This is a genomic window from Marinitoga piezophila KA3 (assembly GCF_000255135.1).
Taxonomy (GTDB): Bacteria; Thermotogota; Thermotogae; order Petrotogales; family Petrotogaceae; genus Marinitoga; species Marinitoga piezophila.
In genome coordinates, this window is sequence record NC_016751.1 from 1710218 (window position 1) to 1727192 (window position 16975).

Below are 16975 nucleotides of genomic sequence, written 5' to 3' on the forward strand. Positions count from 1 at the left end.
TAAAAATGTGTGGAATTGTGGGACTTGTAGGGAAAAAAGAAGCAAAAGTAAAGGATATAATAAATGGATTACAAAAATTAGAATATAGAGGATATGATTCTGCAGGAATAGCATTTTCAAATAATGGGAAGGTAGAGCTTGTTAAAAAAACAGGGAAAATAGAAAATCTAAGAAAAGAATTAAACTCTCAATTAGAAAAAGAAATAAATATAGGTATCGCACATACAAGGTGGGCTACGCATGGAGGAGTAACAGATGAAAATGCACATCCACATACAGATTGTACAGGAAAAATTTCATTGGTTCATAATGGAATAATAGAAAACTTTCAGGAATTAAGGGAAGAATTAAAAGAAAAAGGACATAAATTTAAATCAGAAACAGATACAGAAGTAATAGCGCATTTAGTCGAAGAATATTATGAGGGAGATTTATTTGAAGCGGTATTAAAAGCAATAAAAAGATTAGATGGGGCATATGCCATAGGAGTAATACATGCTGAAGAAAAGAAAATAGTATCAGTTAGAAAAGGAAGTCCGTTAGTAGTTGCACATAATGAAAATTATTCATTATTGGCATCAGACGTGACACCAATATTAAAATATACAAAAGACGTATATTTTATGAATGACAATGAAATGGCGGTATTAGAACCAGGAAAGATAGAATTTTATAACGTAAATGGTGAAAAAATAGAAAAGGAACCTGTACACATAGATTGGGATGAAGCAGCAGCAGAAAAAGGCGGATACGAACACTTTATGTTAAAAGAAATATTTGAACAACCAGAAGCATTAAAATCGGCAATAGCTGGAAGGATAAAAAATGGGAAACCAATAATATCAGAAATAAAAGAATTAGAAGAATTCATAAAAAAAGATTTAAAAAAGATATTCATAGTAGCCTGTGGGACAAGTTATCATGCAGGATTAGCATTTAAATACTTCATGAACAGATATTCAAAAATAGACGTGGATATAGAAGTAGCCTCAGAATTCAGGTACATGAATCCACATGTAAATGAAAATACATTAGTAATAGCAATATCCCAATCAGGAGAAACAATAGATACACTAGAAGGGATAAGAATAGCAAAAGAAAAAGGAAGTAAAGTAGTAACAATAAGCAATGTATTTGGATCAACAATACCAAGGGAATCACATGGTGCAATATACATGAATACTGGACCAGAAATAGGAGTAGCAGCAACAAAGACATATACAGCACAAATAGCAATATTATATGCATTGGGTGCAAAAATAATAGAAATAACAGAAGGATTAACAGAAGAAATAGAAAAAATATTATCAGATATAGAAAAAATGCCAGAAATATATGAAGAAGTATTAAAAAATGCAGAAAAAGTAAAAGAACTATCAAGAGAATATGTAAATTATCAGCACATGATGTATATAGGAAGAGGATTTGGATATCCAACAGCATTAGAAGGAGCGTTAAAACTCAAAGAAATCAGTTATATACATGCAGCGGGATATCAGGCAGGAGAATTAAAACATGGACCAATAGCATTATTAGATGAACAATTTCCAGTATTTGCAATAATACCCAAAGACTCATTATATGAAAAAATGAAATCAAACTTAATGGAATCAAGAGCAAGAAACGCAAATATAATAGCAATAACAACAGAAGGAAACGACGAAATAAAAGAACTTACAAATGAATATCTATTTGTACCAGAAGCAGAAGAAGCGTTATATCCATTAGTAATAGCGCCGATTATACAGTTATTCTCATATTATGTAGCAGTATTAAGGAAGTTAGATCCTGATAAACCAAGAAACCTTGCCAAAAGTGTTACAGTAGAGTAATGGAGGTGAAAATTAGTGAAGATAAAATCAGAAGAGGAAATTTTTGAATTGGCAAAAAAAATATATAAAGTAATTGATGAAAAAGACGGAATAAATATAAAAGTATTGGATATGAAAAACAGCCCTCTTCTTGTTGATTACTTTATAATTGCAACAGGAAATTCAGAAACACATTTAAATGCAATAAAAGAAGCTGTTGTTGAAGAGTTTAAGAAAAATGATCATCAATTATTATATTACGATAGAGATAGAATAACAGATTGGATTATAGTTGATGGCGGTAGCATAGTTGTTCATTTATTTAGTGAAAAAGCAAGAGAATTTTATGATTTAGAAGGATTATGGGTGGAATCAGAAAGAATTAAAATAGATTAACCTCGCACGCCGGGTATATGGTTTCCCCGGTGCCCTTAAAAGGGTCGGAAGCCAGAAAAACGGCGGAGGTAAAAACCAAAATGGAGGTGTTTTTAAATGGCAGTTATTAGCATGAAACAGTTATTAGAAGCAGGTGTTCACTTCGGTCACAGAACAAGAAGATGGAATCCTAAAATGAAACCTTATATTTTCACAGAAAGAAAAGGCATTTACATCATTGACTTACAAAAATCATTAAAGGCTGTAGAAGAAGCTTACGAATTTGTAAGAGATCAAGCAGCAGAAGGTAAGGTTATTATGTTCGTTGGTACAAAGAAACAGGCACAGCAAATTATTGCTGAAGAAGCAAAAAGAGCAGGAGCATACTACGTAAATAACAGATGGTTAGGGGGGTTATTAACAAACTTCCCAACAATCAAAAAGAGAATTAAAAAATTAGAAGAATTAGATGAATTTGTAAATTCAGAAGAATTTGAAAAATTACCTAAAAAAGAACAGAGTAAAATCAAGAAAACATACGAAAAACTTGACAAAAACCTTGGTGGTTTAAGAGGAATGAAAAGAATTCCTGACTTATTATTCTTAATCGATCCAAGAAAGGAACAAATTGCAGTTGCTGAAGCAAATATGTTAGGTATTCCTATCATTGCTTTAGTTGATACAAACTGTGATCCTGATCCAATAGATATAGTAATTCCAGGAAACGATGATGCAATTAGAGCAATAAAATTAATTTCTTCAAAAATTGCAGATGCATACATCGAAGGAAGAGAAGGAAGAATGGGAGAAGAAGCTGCAGCAGAAGCAGCAGAAGAAGAAGTTGTAGATGCAGTAGAAGAAGTAACAAAAGCTAAAGTAGAAGCAGAAGAAAAATACGGAGATGTTGTTGAAGAAGAAGAGTAATAATAACAATTAACATAAATCCCGAGAATATTTTATTCTCGGGATTTTTTATATTATATACATAAACTGAATATTCATGATATAATATTAGTTGATTAAATGAAAAATAAATGAGTTAATAATAAAATAAAGAGGTGAAAAATGGCCAAAATTATTTTAATTACAGGCGGAGCTCGTAGTGGAAAAAGTACATTTGCGCAGGAAATAATAAGCAAAAAATATAAAAATATCTTATATATAGCCACTGCAATACCTTTTGATGCAGGAATGAAAGATAGAATAAAAAAACATCAGGAAATGAGGTCAAAAACATGGAAAACAATAGAACAATACAAAAACTTTGAAAATATTGAGAGAAAACCAGAATTCTTAAATGCAAATGGGATTATTTTTGAATGCATTACTCTAATGATAACCAATATTTTAATGGATGAAAAGATAGATTTTGAAAACATTGACTATAAAAAGCTTGAAAATATAGAAGAAAAGATTATAAAAGAAGTTGAGGTTATATTGGATTTAGTGAGAAAATATAATAAATATATAGTAATAGTAACAAATGAAGTGGGAATGGGTATAGTCCCGGCATATATGTCTGGAAATATTTTCAGAGATATTGCAGGAAGAGTGAATCAATATATAGCCAAAAGAGCAGATGAAGTATATATCACTATTTCAGGTATACCACTTAAATTAAAATAGGGGTGTAAAAATGAAAGATATTATGAAAGGGATAATTCTTATAATAACCTTTTTTACAAGAATACCAATAAAATATGAATTTGAATTTTCTGAAAAGTACTTTAAAAAGGGAATAATATTTTTTCCAATTATAGGATTATTTATAGGAGAACTTATGTTTTTAATATTGAAATTATCCAATTATATTGATAGAAATATAGTGATATTTTTTACATGGATTTTTTATATATGGATTACAGGTGGAATACATCTTGATGGTGTTGCAGATAGTTTTGATGGGTTGTTTAGCAATAGAAAAAAAGAAAGAATTCTTGAAATTATGAAAGACAGTAGAATAGGAACATTTGGAGTGATTGGGCTATTAATTGTTTTGGGATTTGAAATCCTTATGAGTTATTATTCAACATATTCTGTAATTATAATGCCTATGGTTAGTAGAAGTGTGCTTATATTTATATCCTCAATAACAATATATGCAGGTAAAAAGGATGGATTAGGAAATATTTTTATAGACAATTGTAATTTAAAAAAATCCATAATTTCATTTTTAATGGTAATTTTAGTAGCTGTTTTCTTAAACATAAAATTAATTTTTGCCGTTATAGGAACATACATATTTTCGTTTGTGATTTTAAAGTATATTGAAAAAAGAATAAACGGAATAACAGGAGATATAGCCGGGTTAATTATAGAATCATCTCAAGGAATATATTTATTTTTATCATATATAATTTTATTAGGAGTAAATTAATGAAATTATTATTGCTAAGACATCCAGAAACAGTAGCAAATATAAAAGGTATATTTAATGGTTGGAAAGATTATCCATTAACTGAAAAAGGGAAATTACAGATGAAAAATATAGTAAAAGAATTGGAAAAAATACCTGTTGATAGGGTATTTACCAGCCCATTGCCAAGAGCATATAATCTTGCAAAAATAATTGCTGAACAGAAGAAAATTAAAGTGAGAGTATATGAAGAATTAAAAGAAATTAATTTTGGAAAGTTTGAAGGAAAAACCTTCCAGGAAATAGAAAAAGAATTTCCTGATGAATGTAAACAATGGTTGGATAATTATAAGACCTTTAAATTTCCTGAAGGTGAGAGTTTTGAAGATTTTAATGAAAGAATTTCTTATTTCCTGAAAAGCATCGAAAAAGGTGCAAATAAGACATATCTAATAGTTACTCATCTTGGTGTAATTAGAGTAATATTAACAAAAATATATAATTGGGATATTGATAAAATGTGGGAGATACAATGTGAAAATGGAAAATATATAGAGGTGAATATAAAATGAAAATAAAAAAATTTAGAGATTTAACTATTATTGATATGGAAAATAAAAAACTTGTAATAGCCTGCGATTCTTCAGGGGCAGTAGGTGATAAAGAATTTGATATAGTAAAAACAGAACCTGAAATAGTTGGATATTATGCTACTCATGTTGCAATGGCTGAAATTATTTCTTATGGTGCTAAACCAATAGTTGTAGTTAATACTCTTTCTGTTGAAATGAATAATACAGGAAAAAAGATTATAAATGGAATAAAAAAATTATTAAAGGAAATAAATATTGAAGAAAATATTATAACAGGCAGTACCGAAGAAAATTTTCCTACCGTTCAAACCGGAATAGGTGTGACAATTATAGGAATTACCAATAAAGGTATAGAATTTGTATCAAATAAAAATGATTATTGTGTTGCAATTGGAATTCCGCGTGTTGGAGAAGAAGTGCTAAAAAGTAGGGATATTGTGACAATCAAAGATATATTAAAAATAAGAAATCTGGAATTTGTGCATGAGATGATACCAGTTGGTTCAAAAGGAATAACTCATGAAATAAAGGAAATTGAAAAATCAGGGAAATACAAATTTGTTTTTAATAAAAACATAAAAATAGATTTATCAAAAAGCGCAGGACCTTCGACATGTGTGCTGGTTACATTAAAAAAAGAAAATATTCCAGAATTAAAAAAAGCTATAAGTCTTCCAGTTGTTGAAATAGGAAAGTTAGTGTAAATAATTCCACATAAAAACCGGTTGTGATAAAACCGGTTTTTATGTATTATGACAGAATAAAAAGAAATAAAATAATTTTATTCCAATAAATGACAGAATATCAGAAAAAGTTTTTAAAAATATTTTTTATATATTATAGTAATTGTGGAGGTGATAAAATGAAGCCTAAGTGGTTATTGATTATAATATTTTTATTATCACTTATCGTATTTGGAGGAAGCAGTGGATTTTATTTGGGAATGTCGTATATTCCTGTATCAGAAATAAAAAGTCCTGATAATTCAATTGATTTACATGATGGAGTATTATATCCTTTGTATGGTTTTAGGATGAATGTAGATAAATTTTATTTTGGTATTGAAGGAACTATGAATATGGAAAATAATACCAATAGTCTTCAAATATCTTATGAAGGAGGAAAAGTTGGATATATTTTTAATATATTTAACAAAATAGGAGTGGATCTTGGGATATTAGGAGGACATTACACTCAAAGTTTTCTAAAAGTAGTTGATGGTGGGAAGACATTAGAAGATTTTAAAAATAATACTGCTATTCATTATATAAAGCTTTCGAAAGATTATTATATATTATCTCCATCAATGGGAATGCATATTTATTTTACAAAACATTTTGGATTATTTTTAAAGGGAGCATATAATTTTGGATATTCTCAATCTGGATGGTATTTTGAAGATGATCCTTCATTGTATATAGTAAGAGATAGCAGTGAAACGAATAACTTTTTAAAATGGTATGATATTTCTGTCTTTCTTGAAATTGGTTCCTTATATTAAGGAGGGAACAAAATGAATATCAGAGAATATTGGTTTTTATTTCCGATAACAGCATTAATATTAATGATTTTCTCTTTTAATCTGGAAAATTATAATGTGAGTTCTCAGGTAATACAACCGAATAAATCAATTGAAATTAATGGAATAGATATTATAAAGATTAATTATCCAGCGGTTAGGATAAAATTTGATCCCGAAAGTAATAAAATATATTTTTCAGATAAAATAATACTTGTGAAAAAAGAAAATATGGTTGAAGTAAGAAGTAGTAACCCGTCATTATTTGGAAGTCAGAACATTATTGAAATTGTTATCGGGACTAAAAAAAGATATAAAAATGTAATTATAGATACAGCTTCAGCAGAGATATATGGAAAGTTAAATACAGAATTTTTTGATATTGATTCTATGAACATCAAATTTCGAGATTTTGAAATTAATAACAATACAGAATTTAAAGTGGATGGAACAAGCGTTTCTATAATCAACAGTTATATTAAAACCAAAAAGATATATATGGATACAACATCTTTAAAATTTTTAAATACTCTAATAACAGCTGATTTAATAGATCTTGATGGAACAACTATTAGTGTTGAAGGGGAAATAAATGTACATGAATTATATATAGATGGAACAAGTGTTAAACTTAACTTTAAATGTAAAAATTTAAAAAATATAAAAATTTCATCAACAACACTTAGTGGTGAAATATATTATCTTGATATGTGGGATGGAATTCGTAGATTAGAAAGTAATGAAATTTCAAATAATTTAATTATATATGTAAAAAAAGAAAATCCCGGAATAATTGATTTCAAGGGAAAAATAAAAAAATATTAAAGAGGTGAATTCTATGAAAAAAAATATAATAATTTTAATGATGATTCTTTCTACCAGTATAATTTTCGCATTTAATTTTGGTTGGGGAGGTTCCCAGATACAGTTTATTCCAGAAAGCTCGTTGCAACAATTAATACCTTTAAATGATTTAAAAATTAATGGAGGAATGGTATTATATGGTGGCAGTGGTGCAGGAAGAATTGCAAATGGAATTTATATTGGAGGCCAGGGTGAATCTGGTAGTTTAAGAACAGGCGAATATGAAATTAGTATAAATCAGGGTTTCTTTATGTTCGGAACACATTTAAATCCATTTAAAATATTATCTTTTGAAGTTGGTCTGGGATTTGGTGGAAGCGAAATAGCAATAAAAAAATTTGTTGATGGAGATGCAAATACTATAGATGATTTCGTAAATTCACCTCAAAAAGTGCCTTATATAGTATCTTTAAATACAGATATGTTTGCATTAAATACACAGGCTAAAATATATTTAAATCTTGCTGAATTTTTTAGTATAATAGTACATGGTAATTTTATATATGGCTTTTCATCAGATGGCTGGAAAATAGAAAATACATATAATTTAAAAGATACATTACCAACTAATTATTATTATTACACAATAGGTGCAGGTGTAATGTGGGGATTTTAAAAGGGGATGGATAAGTGAAAAATAAAAATATTTATATATTTTTAATTATATATCTGATAAATATTATTACCTTTTCAACTCCAATTGAAAAAGAGTTTGAAAAAATAGAAAATAATCTTAAAAGTAATCCTTTTAAAAAAGAATACATAAAGGATCTGGAAGATTTTTACATAAAGAATTTTAATGATTTAAATATATCACTAATAGATAAATTGCTTGAGTTAAACAGTGAAATAATAGATACCTGTTCATATGCTATTTTAAAAGAAATCAGGGGAAGCTTATTGGTAAAAAAAGCAAAATATGAATGGTTCTTACCTTTAAAATATTATTATATATATACCGGGATGCTTGAAATGAAACATGTAATAGAAGAGGATTTTGATAATTTAACATATAGATATATTCGTGCAAAAACAGCATATGATATATCCGAATATAATTTTGCACATGAAATTTCATTAAAAGATTTTGAATACATATATTTAAGAGTTCAGGAAAAGAAAGAATTTTTAAAAAGGTATGACTTTGGAGAAGTACTATATAAATTGGGAATATTATATAAAAAAGTTTCTCCTATAAAATCTCAAAAATATTTTAACGAATTAAAAGAGTATAAAAATTCTATATATTATAAAAGGGTGTATGATGAAAAATAGACGATTATTAAAGGTTTTGTTGATAACACAATTAATAGCCTTATCAATTACATATTTTATATATCTTTATACGCCATATTTTAATATACAAATTAGTCTGATTATTACGGAATTATTTGTTACAACTATAGGTGTAATATACTATATCTCAACAGAAATGTTGTTTCATACAGTAAAAATAGAAATAAAATTTTTAAGACGTATAATAAAAATTCTTATTTTTGTATTTAGCTTTTTTTCAGGGGTATTTATTGCTGAAGACCTCATTTCAAGATTGCTATCATATACTTTTTTTTCTACGGAGAAGTATGTTCTTTTAATATATAGCATAATTGTATTGATATTAACTTTACTTTTGATAATAATATATTATAAGCTTAAAAATAAGATAGAGGAAAATGAAAAGTTAAAACAGGAAAAGTTAAAAGCTGAATTAAAAGCATTGCGTTCAAAGCTAAATCCGCATTTTTTATTTAACACGTTAAATACCATAATTGATCTTGCGTACACATCACCAGAAAAGGTTGAACAGGTGGTGATAAACCTTTCAGATATATATAGAAAGGTATTATATTCATCAGATAAGGATTTTTGTACAGTAGAGGAAGAAATATCTTTGATAAAAGAATATCTTGAAATTGAAAAAATTAGATTTGGAAGTCGATTAAAATGTAATTTTGAAATTTCAAAAGAAACATTAAAATTAAAAATTCCTCCATTTATTCTGGAACCTTTTGTTGAAAACGCGGTTATTCATGGAATATCTCCAAAAAAAGAAGGAGGAATCATAACAATAAAAACATACTTAGAAAAAAATACGCTTTTTCTTGAAATTTGGGATAATGGTTCAGGAACACATAAAAATATTCAGTATGGTTTTGGAATAAACAGCGTAATAGAGCGATTAAATCTTATATATAAAAATAATGCTGAAGTAAAAATATTAAAAAATAAACCTTCTGGCGTAAAAGTGATTATTTTAATAAAAAATATAAAGGGGAATGAACAATGATAAAATGTGTTATAATTGAAGATGAAATTCATGCTTCAAATAGGCTTGAAAAGATGTTGGGAAATTTTGAAGATATACAGATATGCGGTAAAGCATTTGATGGAGATGAAGGCGTTGAACTTATCGAAAAAGAAAGACCAGAACTTGTATTTTTAGATATAAATCTTCCTGGAAAAAATGGATTTGAAGTTTTAAAATCCATTTCCTATGAACCATTTGTGATATTTATAACGGCATATCAGGAATATGCTATAAAAGCATTTGAAGAAAATGCTATAGATTATTTATTAAAACCATTTGATTTAAAAAGATTAAAAAGCTCAATTGAAAGAATATATGAACGAAAACCAAGAATTAAAAAAGAAAAAATTGTTGAAATCGATGAATTCATAAATAAAAAAGCGAACTACCAGAAGATTTTTACAGTAAAAGATAATGATGAAATACTGGTAATACCGGAAAAGGATATAGTATATTTTAAAGCGGAAGAAAAATACGTCTTTTTATGCACCAAAAATAAGGAATATTATTACAACAGAACATTAAAGCAACTAGAAAGTGAAATAGATCCAGAAGTATTTATAAGAATACATAAAAGCTATATAGTTTCAATAAATTATATAAAAAAATTCAAACGATTATTTATAAGAGAATATATCGTTGAATTAAATGATTTAAAAAACACAGAGTTAAAGATAGGAAGAAGCTATTTGCATGAATTAAAAGAAAAATTTGGATTTTAATAAATTCTGGGGGTGTAATTAGTGATAAGAGCAAAAAACTTAGTAAAAAAATTTGGAGATTTTACAGCAGTTGATAATGTAAGTCTTAATATTAAACCAGGAGAAATTTATGGATTTCTTGGACCAAATGGAGCAGGAAAAACAACAACTATAAGAATGCTAACAGGTACTTTAAGACCTACAAGTGGTGAAGTTGAAATATTGAACATGAACATGAAAGAAAAAGAAATTGAAATAAAAGCAAATATAGGAGTAGTTCCAGATGAACCAAGAATGTACGAAAATCTTAGAGGAACAGAATTTATAGAATTCATAATGAATATATATGAAGTGGATAAAACAGAAGCAAAAAAAAGATTTGACGAAATATGTGAAATATTTGAAATAAATTATCTCGATTCATTTATAGGAGATTATTCACATGGTATGAAACAAAAATTAATGGTGGCTTCTGTATTAATGAGAAAACCGAAAGTAATATTCCTTGATGAGCCTACAGTTGGACTTGACGCAAAATCGGCAAAACTTTTAAAAATGTTAATAGAAAAGTATGCTAAAGAAGGTGCAACCATATTTATGACAACACATATTTTAGAAATAGCAGAGAAAATGTGTGATAGAATAGGGATTATCTCAAAAGGAAAACTTATAGCCGAGGGTACATTGGAAGAATTAAAGCATTTATCTGAAACAGACGAAAAACAATCACTTGAGGATTTATTCCTTGAATTAACTGGTGCTGGAGAATTGGATGACATAATAAAAGAGCTATAATGGGGTGAAAAAATGAAAAGCAAAATATGGTTAATATTAAAATATTCATATCAAAATAAAGTAAGACCCAGAAAAAATAAAAAAGGTATTATTAAAAGAAGAGGTCCATGGGGTGCATTGTTTGCATATTTATTCCCAATGGTTATATTTGGGGGAACTTTAGCACCTATAGTTTATTTCATGTTTAAAAATCTAAATGTACCATTATCGCAATTTGGTATGAATACTCCATGGAATTTGCTTGATATAATTTTTGGAATGTGGTTTCTTACAATGGGATTTATGTTTTTCTTAAACTATTCTCCGGCGATAGTTGCGAATTTATTTGAAAGTGAAATTACACAGTTGCTCCTTGTAATGCCGGTAAAACGATTTGAAATATATACAGCAAGTGCGATAGATAGCCTTATAATGGCTGGAATACCTTTGGGAATGATGATACCAGTATTTGTTGTATATGCTATGCTCATGAAAACAAATATAATTTTAACGATATTAGCTGGATTAGGTTATATTTTATTTCTTATGTTATTATCGAATTTTGGCGGAGTAATTCTTTCAAGATTCTTAACAAAAACTTCTGCAAAACGCTGGACAATGATAATGTATTTTGTAAGTATATTTTTATATGTTGGCGGGACTAATCTATTACCTTCACTTGTTGCTGATAATAGCCTTGAAGAACTTGTAGCTGCGTTTAATAAAACTATAGGGCTCATATTAAATGATTTCTGGCCACATACATGGGTTTTAAAGGCTATGAATGGGAGCATTACCTTTTTAGCAATTTTATATGTAGTTATATCTATTCTTGGTTATTTTATATATGGAATATCTAATACAATGGAGTTTAATACATCTTCAGGAAAAAAGGAAAAGCATTCTCAAAAAGAAATATCTATAAAACATTCAAAATTCCCGATGTTTAAAAAAGATTTCAAGTTGTTATTTAGAGATTCACAAACATTCTTTTTAATTTTATATCCAATATTTTTGCCAATAATATTTATTTTTACATCTGAATCACTTGAAATGATAGGAACAATGTATGTTTTATTATCCTCTATGTATGCTGCTATGATTGCATTATATTCGGTAACCTATGAAGGAAAAATTTGGCCAATTCCAAAATTGTATCCATTAAAACCATGGGAACTTATATTTTCTAAGGTTTTGATACCAGTATTTATATTTACATTGGAATATGTAATATTAGTGATAGCTATAATTTTAATGAAAAAATCATCATCTATTATATTTTATAGTATAATTCCAATATTTCTTATTATATTATATTCAGCTATTTTGGGAGTAAGTATGTATTTAAAAAATCCAAAAAGAGACTTATCGCAAAAAAATGTTCTCAATGGTAAAGAAGTGTTTATTCTTGAAGGAATTAGTTTAAGTTTTACTTTAGGTATTTTTGTTCTTGGAAATCTTTATATTGCATCATTAAAAAACCCTTCAATGAAAGATAAATTTATAGACTGGCTTTTTGATTCGCCATTTTTATATCATTTTATAGGCGCCGGGATACCAATATTTCTACTCTGCCTTACAATATATCTAATTGTAAAGGAAACAAAGAAAATTCACAAGTTACTTATTTCATGGGAATAAAAAAATTTGAGAAGTTAAAAATAACCCTTCCAGAAATTCTGGAAGGGTTATTTTAAAAACCTCTCAATAATATCATCAAGTAAAACTCTTTCATCATCTTCAAAAGAGTAATAACCAAGAGCAACACGCTTATAGCCTAAACCATATTTAAGAGCAAAATCACGAACCTTTCCTTTTGGATAAGGAGTAATGGGCCATTTAATATCGTATCGAACGCAATTTCTTAAAAACACATCAAATATTCTCATTTCCTCATCACTGAGCTTAAAATAATTAAAAACAAATTCCTTAAAGTTCTTTGTTTTCTTAAAAAGCTCAGTGATGAGTTTTTTTCTTGCTAAATAAAATGGTGAAATATTATATTCCGCATCTTCAACATCTTCAGAATTCAATAATCTTCTTTCAACTTTCTTCAAATTAAAATCACTCATCATAACATTAAAAAAATACATCTTCTCATAATTAGCAGAAAAGAATTTAATGATTTTATCTTTATTACCTTCAAAAATCAATTTCAAAATATGACTCTTTGTAAAAAATGGTTTTTCTATTAATGCTGTATATGCTGAGAAGAATAATATTGGGATTTTATGATTTTTAATTTTTTCTATGATGGAAAGGTTATCTCTGAAATTATGAGAGATAATTTTTTTAAAACTTCTATTTCTGAAAAAGCTTTTATTATTATAAACCTCTTCAAAATCAGATTTAATCTCAAAAGATACATTATTCTTATAATTCATAACAACGGATGAAATATCAAATAAATTTAAAGACTTATTTATTTTATATACCTCAAAAATCGTATCAAACCAGTTATAGGTATAATTTAAATCATCGAAATAATAGCCAATATAATATTCAAGTAAATTTGCAGGAATTAAAGCCTTCTTTTTATCTTCATTTCTCATCCACCATGCAGCACCATTTAAACCATTACACATCATAGTTGGATGTGGAAAGTCTTCTGCAAGAAAATAACCTTCTATGAATAATTCATATGCTTTATTATATTCTTCATTTTTAATATGTTCTCTTGCATGAGAATATTTTAAAATAGCCTTATCTACATTATTTTTTTCATAATTATCAGAATATATTTTAAAATCATTAGTTATATTATATGATTTATTAAATAGATTCAATCCTGGTAATATTAAACATCTTGCATAAGCTGGAAGGTTTTCAAAATTGTTTCTTAATATAATAACTTCTTTTTTCGCTAAATCAGATTTTCCTATTTTATAGTACAAAGAAATGAGTTCAAATCTTGCTAATTCTTTTAATATTGTTGTTGTTGTTGTTGTTGAAATAGTTTTATTTGCATAAAATATAGCAGAATCAAAATCTCTTTTCCATTTTGATTTTAATAACAGAAAATAAAATTTTAAAGAAATATCTTTTGTATTCTCAAATAAAAAATTGATTACGGGATAAGAAAAATATCCAAAACTAATAATATCAATAATATTCTTCGTAGAAGAGTTCATATCAATCACCCTTTTTAAATTAACTATTTTGTTACATACAAAATAAAAATCTAAGGAACTTAAGCTTAATTAGAATATAAAAAATCTCAGATGAAAATGTGAAATATCTAAAAAAACGTAAATAAGCCCTGCATAAAAACTTTACGGTTAAATTACGAAGATTAAGAAAAAGAAAATTAATAAAAATACAACAAAAATGAAATTTTGAAACACTGATAAAAAGCGGATTTTTATTTTGAAAAAGACACTTGAAAACCATGTTAGAAATGGTAAAATTTAAAGCAGGAGGTGGGATAGTGAAAAAGATAATTATTTTAATATTAATAGGAATAATCATGTTTTCATCAATAGTATTAGCAGGAGATAACGATAAAAAATATAAAACAGATTCATACAATCCTCAAATCCAAATTGAATTTTCTGAGTAATCAACTAAAATCTATTTTCTATTTTATATCTACGTAGATATTATATCAAAAAATATACAATACCAAAATAGGAGAAAGGAGGTGTGATAAAATGAAATGGATTGAGAGAAATGATGAATATTCAGAAGAATTCTGGTGTCCATGCAAAGGACCTGTGTGTTTTTTAGATTGTTGGATATTATGTACTTGTAATGGACCAGGAGGATGTTATGAAGCCTGTACAATAGTTCAATAAGAATTTTTGGAGGTGGAATTTATGAAATGGATTGAAAAAGACAATGAATTTGAACTTGATTTTAAATTTTCTTGTAATATTTTACCAATCGTTTGTCCATGCTATGGGGAAAGTTGCTTGTTTAAGTGTCATTGTCAGGGAGATCATTCATGTCATGAGCAACATTTTTAATTTAAGCAATAATTAAGGTAGAAAGGGGATTGATAATGTATTGGATTGAAAATGATGAAAATAATAACTTATTAAATAGTTTTTGGTGTCCTTGTAGAGGAGAAATATGTTTGTTTAAAAGTTGCACCTGTTATGGCGGGGCGTGTAAATATCATTGCGAATGGAAACATGTATGCTATTCTCAATTAACTCCTTAAAATGTAGAAAGGGGAATAAATATGAAATGGATCGAAAAAAATTATAATGATTATTTTATGTGTGGAGGATGTAAAATTTTAAAATTTATTTGTTTGTGTTTCGGTATTCAATGTTTAATTGCATGTAATTGCGATGGAAATGGAATATGTAATGAGAAAGGGTGAGAAATATGAAACCTTCAAAATATAATTTTATATTTGAATATGAAAAAAATATTCTTATATATAATGCTTTGAGCGGAGGTTTTGCAATAATTGAACCAGAAGTTAAGAAAGCATTATCTTCAGAAAAAGATTTAGAAGAATTTATAAACAAAGAAAAAAATAAAAAAATCTATAAAGAATTAAAAAAAGGGAAATTTATTGTTGATTTTGATGAATTAAAATATATAAATTTTATATATAACTCATTAAAATTTGAAAAAAAAGGATTAGGGTTAACCATTGCCCCAACAATGAATTGTAATTTTGCATGTGAATATTGTTACGAACTAAGAAAAAAAGTATTTATGGATAAAGAAGTAAAAAACTCAATTGTGGATTTTGTAAAACAAAATATAAATGAAATAAATTATTTATCAGTGTCATGGTATGGCGGAGAACCTTTACTAGATTTAAAAACTATAAAAGAACTGTCAAAAGAATTTATAAAATTGTGTCAAAGTAATAATATAAAATACACCGCATCAATAGTAACAAACGGATATTTATTAAATTCAAAAGTAGCAAAAGAATTGAAAAATTTAGAAATAAAAACTGTTCAAATAACAATAGATGGTCCAAAAAAAATTCATGATAAAAGAAGACCTTTAATAAATGGAAAAGGAAGCTTTGAAACTATAATAAATAATATAAAAGGAGCAAAGGAATATTTTGAACATATAAGTATAAGGATTAACATAGATAAAACAAACGAAGGTAAAATAATTGAATTGTTAAAATATTTAAAAAATGAAGGATTAACAGAAGAAAATTGTAGCCCATATCTTGCATTTGTAGATGTATCGACAGAAGTATGTAGAGATATAGAAATAAATTGTATTGATATAAAAAATCGTTCAGAATATATGATAGAAAGAGTAAAAGAGGCGTATGAAGAAGGTATAAATATTATAAAATATCCAACTCCTATGTATTCGCAATGCGGTGCAGTAAAACCAAATAGTTTTGTAATAGATCCAGAAGGATATATGTATAAATGCTGGCATGAAGTGGGAATAAAAGCATTAGCGATAGGGAATATAAAAGGAAATGAAAAGAATAAAAATTTTGATAGATATTTAAAATGGAATACATTTAATCCTTTAAATTACAAAGAATGTAAAAATTGTAAGTTTTTACCATTATGTATGGGGGGCTGTCCGGATAAAACATTATTTAAGTATAATGGAATACAAGAAGAAGGATGTACAATGTATAAATATAATCTCGAAGAAATGTTAAAAATGCATCTGAAAGCAAAATTGAAAAAAGGCTTTTTACCAATACCAGTAAAATAAGGAGGGGATTTTT

The 16975-nt window shown here is 27.1% G+C and carries 19 protein-coding genes; 18 read left to right on the top strand and 1 reads right to left on the bottom strand.

Annotated features, from left to right (window positions below):
- The first annotated feature begins 5 nt into the window (after positions 1-5).
- From glmS to MARPI_RS08140, 15 genes are all read left to right on the top strand, one after another.
- Entirely contained in the window at positions 6-1832 is a 1827-nt protein-coding gene (gene glmS / locus MARPI_RS08070; RefSeq protein ID WP_014297102.1) for a glutamine--fructose-6-phosphate transaminase (isomerizing), read from the top strand.
- Positions 1833-1847: 15 nt separating this feature from the next.
- The gene (gene rsfS / locus MARPI_RS08075; RefSeq protein ID WP_014297103.1) at positions 1848-2207 is read left to right on the top strand and encodes a ribosome silencing factor; all 360 of its coding nucleotides are present in this window, start codon (positions 1848-1850) and stop codon (positions 2205-2207) included.
- A 96-nt stretch (positions 2208-2303) separates the two neighbouring features.
- Positions 2304-3110, top strand: a complete 807-nt coding sequence (rpsB, locus tag MARPI_RS08080) for a 30S ribosomal protein S2 (RefSeq protein WP_014297104.1) — start codon at positions 2304-2306, stop codon at positions 3108-3110.
- Positions 3111-3251: 141 nt separating this feature from the next.
- Entirely contained in the window at positions 3252-3812 is a 561-nt protein-coding gene (gene cobU / locus MARPI_RS08085) for a bifunctional adenosylcobinamide kinase/adenosylcobinamide-phosphate guanylyltransferase (protein ID WP_014297105.1), read from the top strand.
- Positions 3813-3822: 10 nt separating this feature from the next.
- Entirely contained in the window at positions 3823-4563 is a 741-nt protein-coding gene (cobS, locus tag MARPI_RS08090) for an adenosylcobinamide-GDP ribazoletransferase (protein WP_014297106.1), read from the top strand.
- The gene (gene cobC / locus MARPI_RS08095) at positions 4563-5114 is read left to right on the top strand and encodes an alpha-ribazole phosphatase (RefSeq protein WP_014297107.1); all 552 of its coding nucleotides are present in this window, start codon (positions 4563-4565) and stop codon (positions 5112-5114) included. The genes cobS and cobC overlap by 1 nt, the downstream gene beginning before the upstream one ends.
- Positions 5111-5839 (top strand): AIR synthase related protein, encoded by a 729-nt coding sequence (locus MARPI_RS08100; RefSeq protein ID WP_014297108.1) that lies wholly within the window; start codon positions 5111-5113, stop codon positions 5837-5839. Before cobC ends, MARPI_RS08100 begins: the two co-directional genes overlap by 4 nt.
- Before the next feature lie 158 nt (positions 5840-5997).
- Entirely contained in the window at positions 5998-6636 is a 639-nt protein-coding gene (locus MARPI_RS08105) for a hypothetical protein (protein WP_014297109.1), read from the top strand.
- Between the two features lie 12 nt (positions 6637-6648).
- On the top strand, positions 6649-7479 hold the full coding sequence (locus MARPI_RS08110) for a hypothetical protein (RefSeq protein ID WP_014297110.1): 831 nt from the start codon (positions 6649-6651) through the stop codon (positions 7477-7479).
- Between the two features lie 13 nt (positions 7480-7492).
- The gene (locus tag MARPI_RS08115) at positions 7493-8134 is read left to right on the top strand and encodes a hypothetical protein (RefSeq protein WP_014297111.1); all 642 of its coding nucleotides are present in this window, start codon (positions 7493-7495) and stop codon (positions 8132-8134) included.
- Between the two features lie 14 nt (positions 8135-8148).
- Positions 8149-8793 carry a hypothetical protein gene (locus MARPI_RS08120; RefSeq protein WP_014297112.1) on the top strand — a complete coding sequence of 215 codons (645 nt, stop codon included), beginning with the start codon at positions 8149-8151 and terminating at the stop codon, positions 8791-8793.
- The gene (locus tag MARPI_RS10810; protein ID WP_014297113.1) at positions 8783-9805 is read left to right on the top strand and encodes a sensor histidine kinase; all 1023 of its coding nucleotides are present in this window, start codon (positions 8783-8785) and stop codon (positions 9803-9805) included. Before MARPI_RS08120 ends, MARPI_RS10810 begins: the two co-directional genes overlap by 11 nt.
- Positions 9802-10548, top strand: coding sequence for a LytR/AlgR family response regulator transcription factor (locus MARPI_RS08130; RefSeq protein WP_014297114.1), 747 nt, complete (start codon positions 9802-9804; stop codon positions 10546-10548). Before MARPI_RS10810 ends, MARPI_RS08130 begins: the two co-directional genes overlap by 4 nt.
- A gap of 21 nt (positions 10549-10569) precedes the next feature.
- Complete coding sequence (locus tag MARPI_RS08135; RefSeq protein WP_014297115.1) at positions 10570-11322, top strand: ABC transporter ATP-binding protein; 753 nt, start codon at positions 10570-10572, stop codon at positions 11320-11322.
- 12 nt (positions 11323-11334) lie between these two features.
- Positions 11335-12942 carry a permease gene (locus tag MARPI_RS08140; RefSeq protein WP_014297116.1) on the top strand — a complete coding sequence of 536 codons (1608 nt, stop codon included), beginning with the start codon at positions 11335-11337 and terminating at the stop codon, positions 12940-12942.
- A 47-nt stretch (positions 12943-12989) separates the two neighbouring features.
- On the opposite strand, the gene MARPI_RS08145 is transcribed toward MARPI_RS08140, so the two are convergent.
- The gene (locus MARPI_RS08145) at positions 12990-14432 is read right to left on the bottom strand and encodes a hypothetical protein (RefSeq protein ID WP_014297117.1); all 1443 of its coding nucleotides are present in this window, start codon (positions 14430-14432) and stop codon (positions 12990-12992) included.
- A 296-nt stretch (positions 14433-14728) separates the two neighbouring features.
- Here MARPI_RS08145 and MARPI_RS11335 point away from each other — a divergent pair, with 296 nt between their 5' ends.
- The 3 genes from MARPI_RS11335 (at position 14729) to MARPI_RS08150 (ending at position 16962) form a co-directional block, all read left to right on the top strand.
- Complete coding sequence (locus MARPI_RS11335) at positions 14729-14860, top strand: hypothetical protein (RefSeq protein WP_255370588.1); 132 nt, start codon at positions 14729-14731, stop codon at positions 14858-14860.
- A 91-nt stretch (positions 14861-14951) separates the two neighbouring features.
- Positions 14952-15095 (top strand): hypothetical protein, encoded by a 144-nt coding sequence (locus MARPI_RS11150; protein WP_014297119.1) that lies wholly within the window; start codon positions 14952-14954, stop codon positions 15093-15095.
- 538 nt (positions 15096-15633) lie between these two features.
- Positions 15634-16962: a radical SAM/SPASM domain-containing protein gene (locus MARPI_RS08150; RefSeq protein WP_014297120.1), complete on the top strand. Its 1329-nt coding sequence runs from the start codon at positions 15634-15636 to the stop codon at positions 16960-16962.
- Positions 16963-16975: the final 13 nt, after the last annotated feature.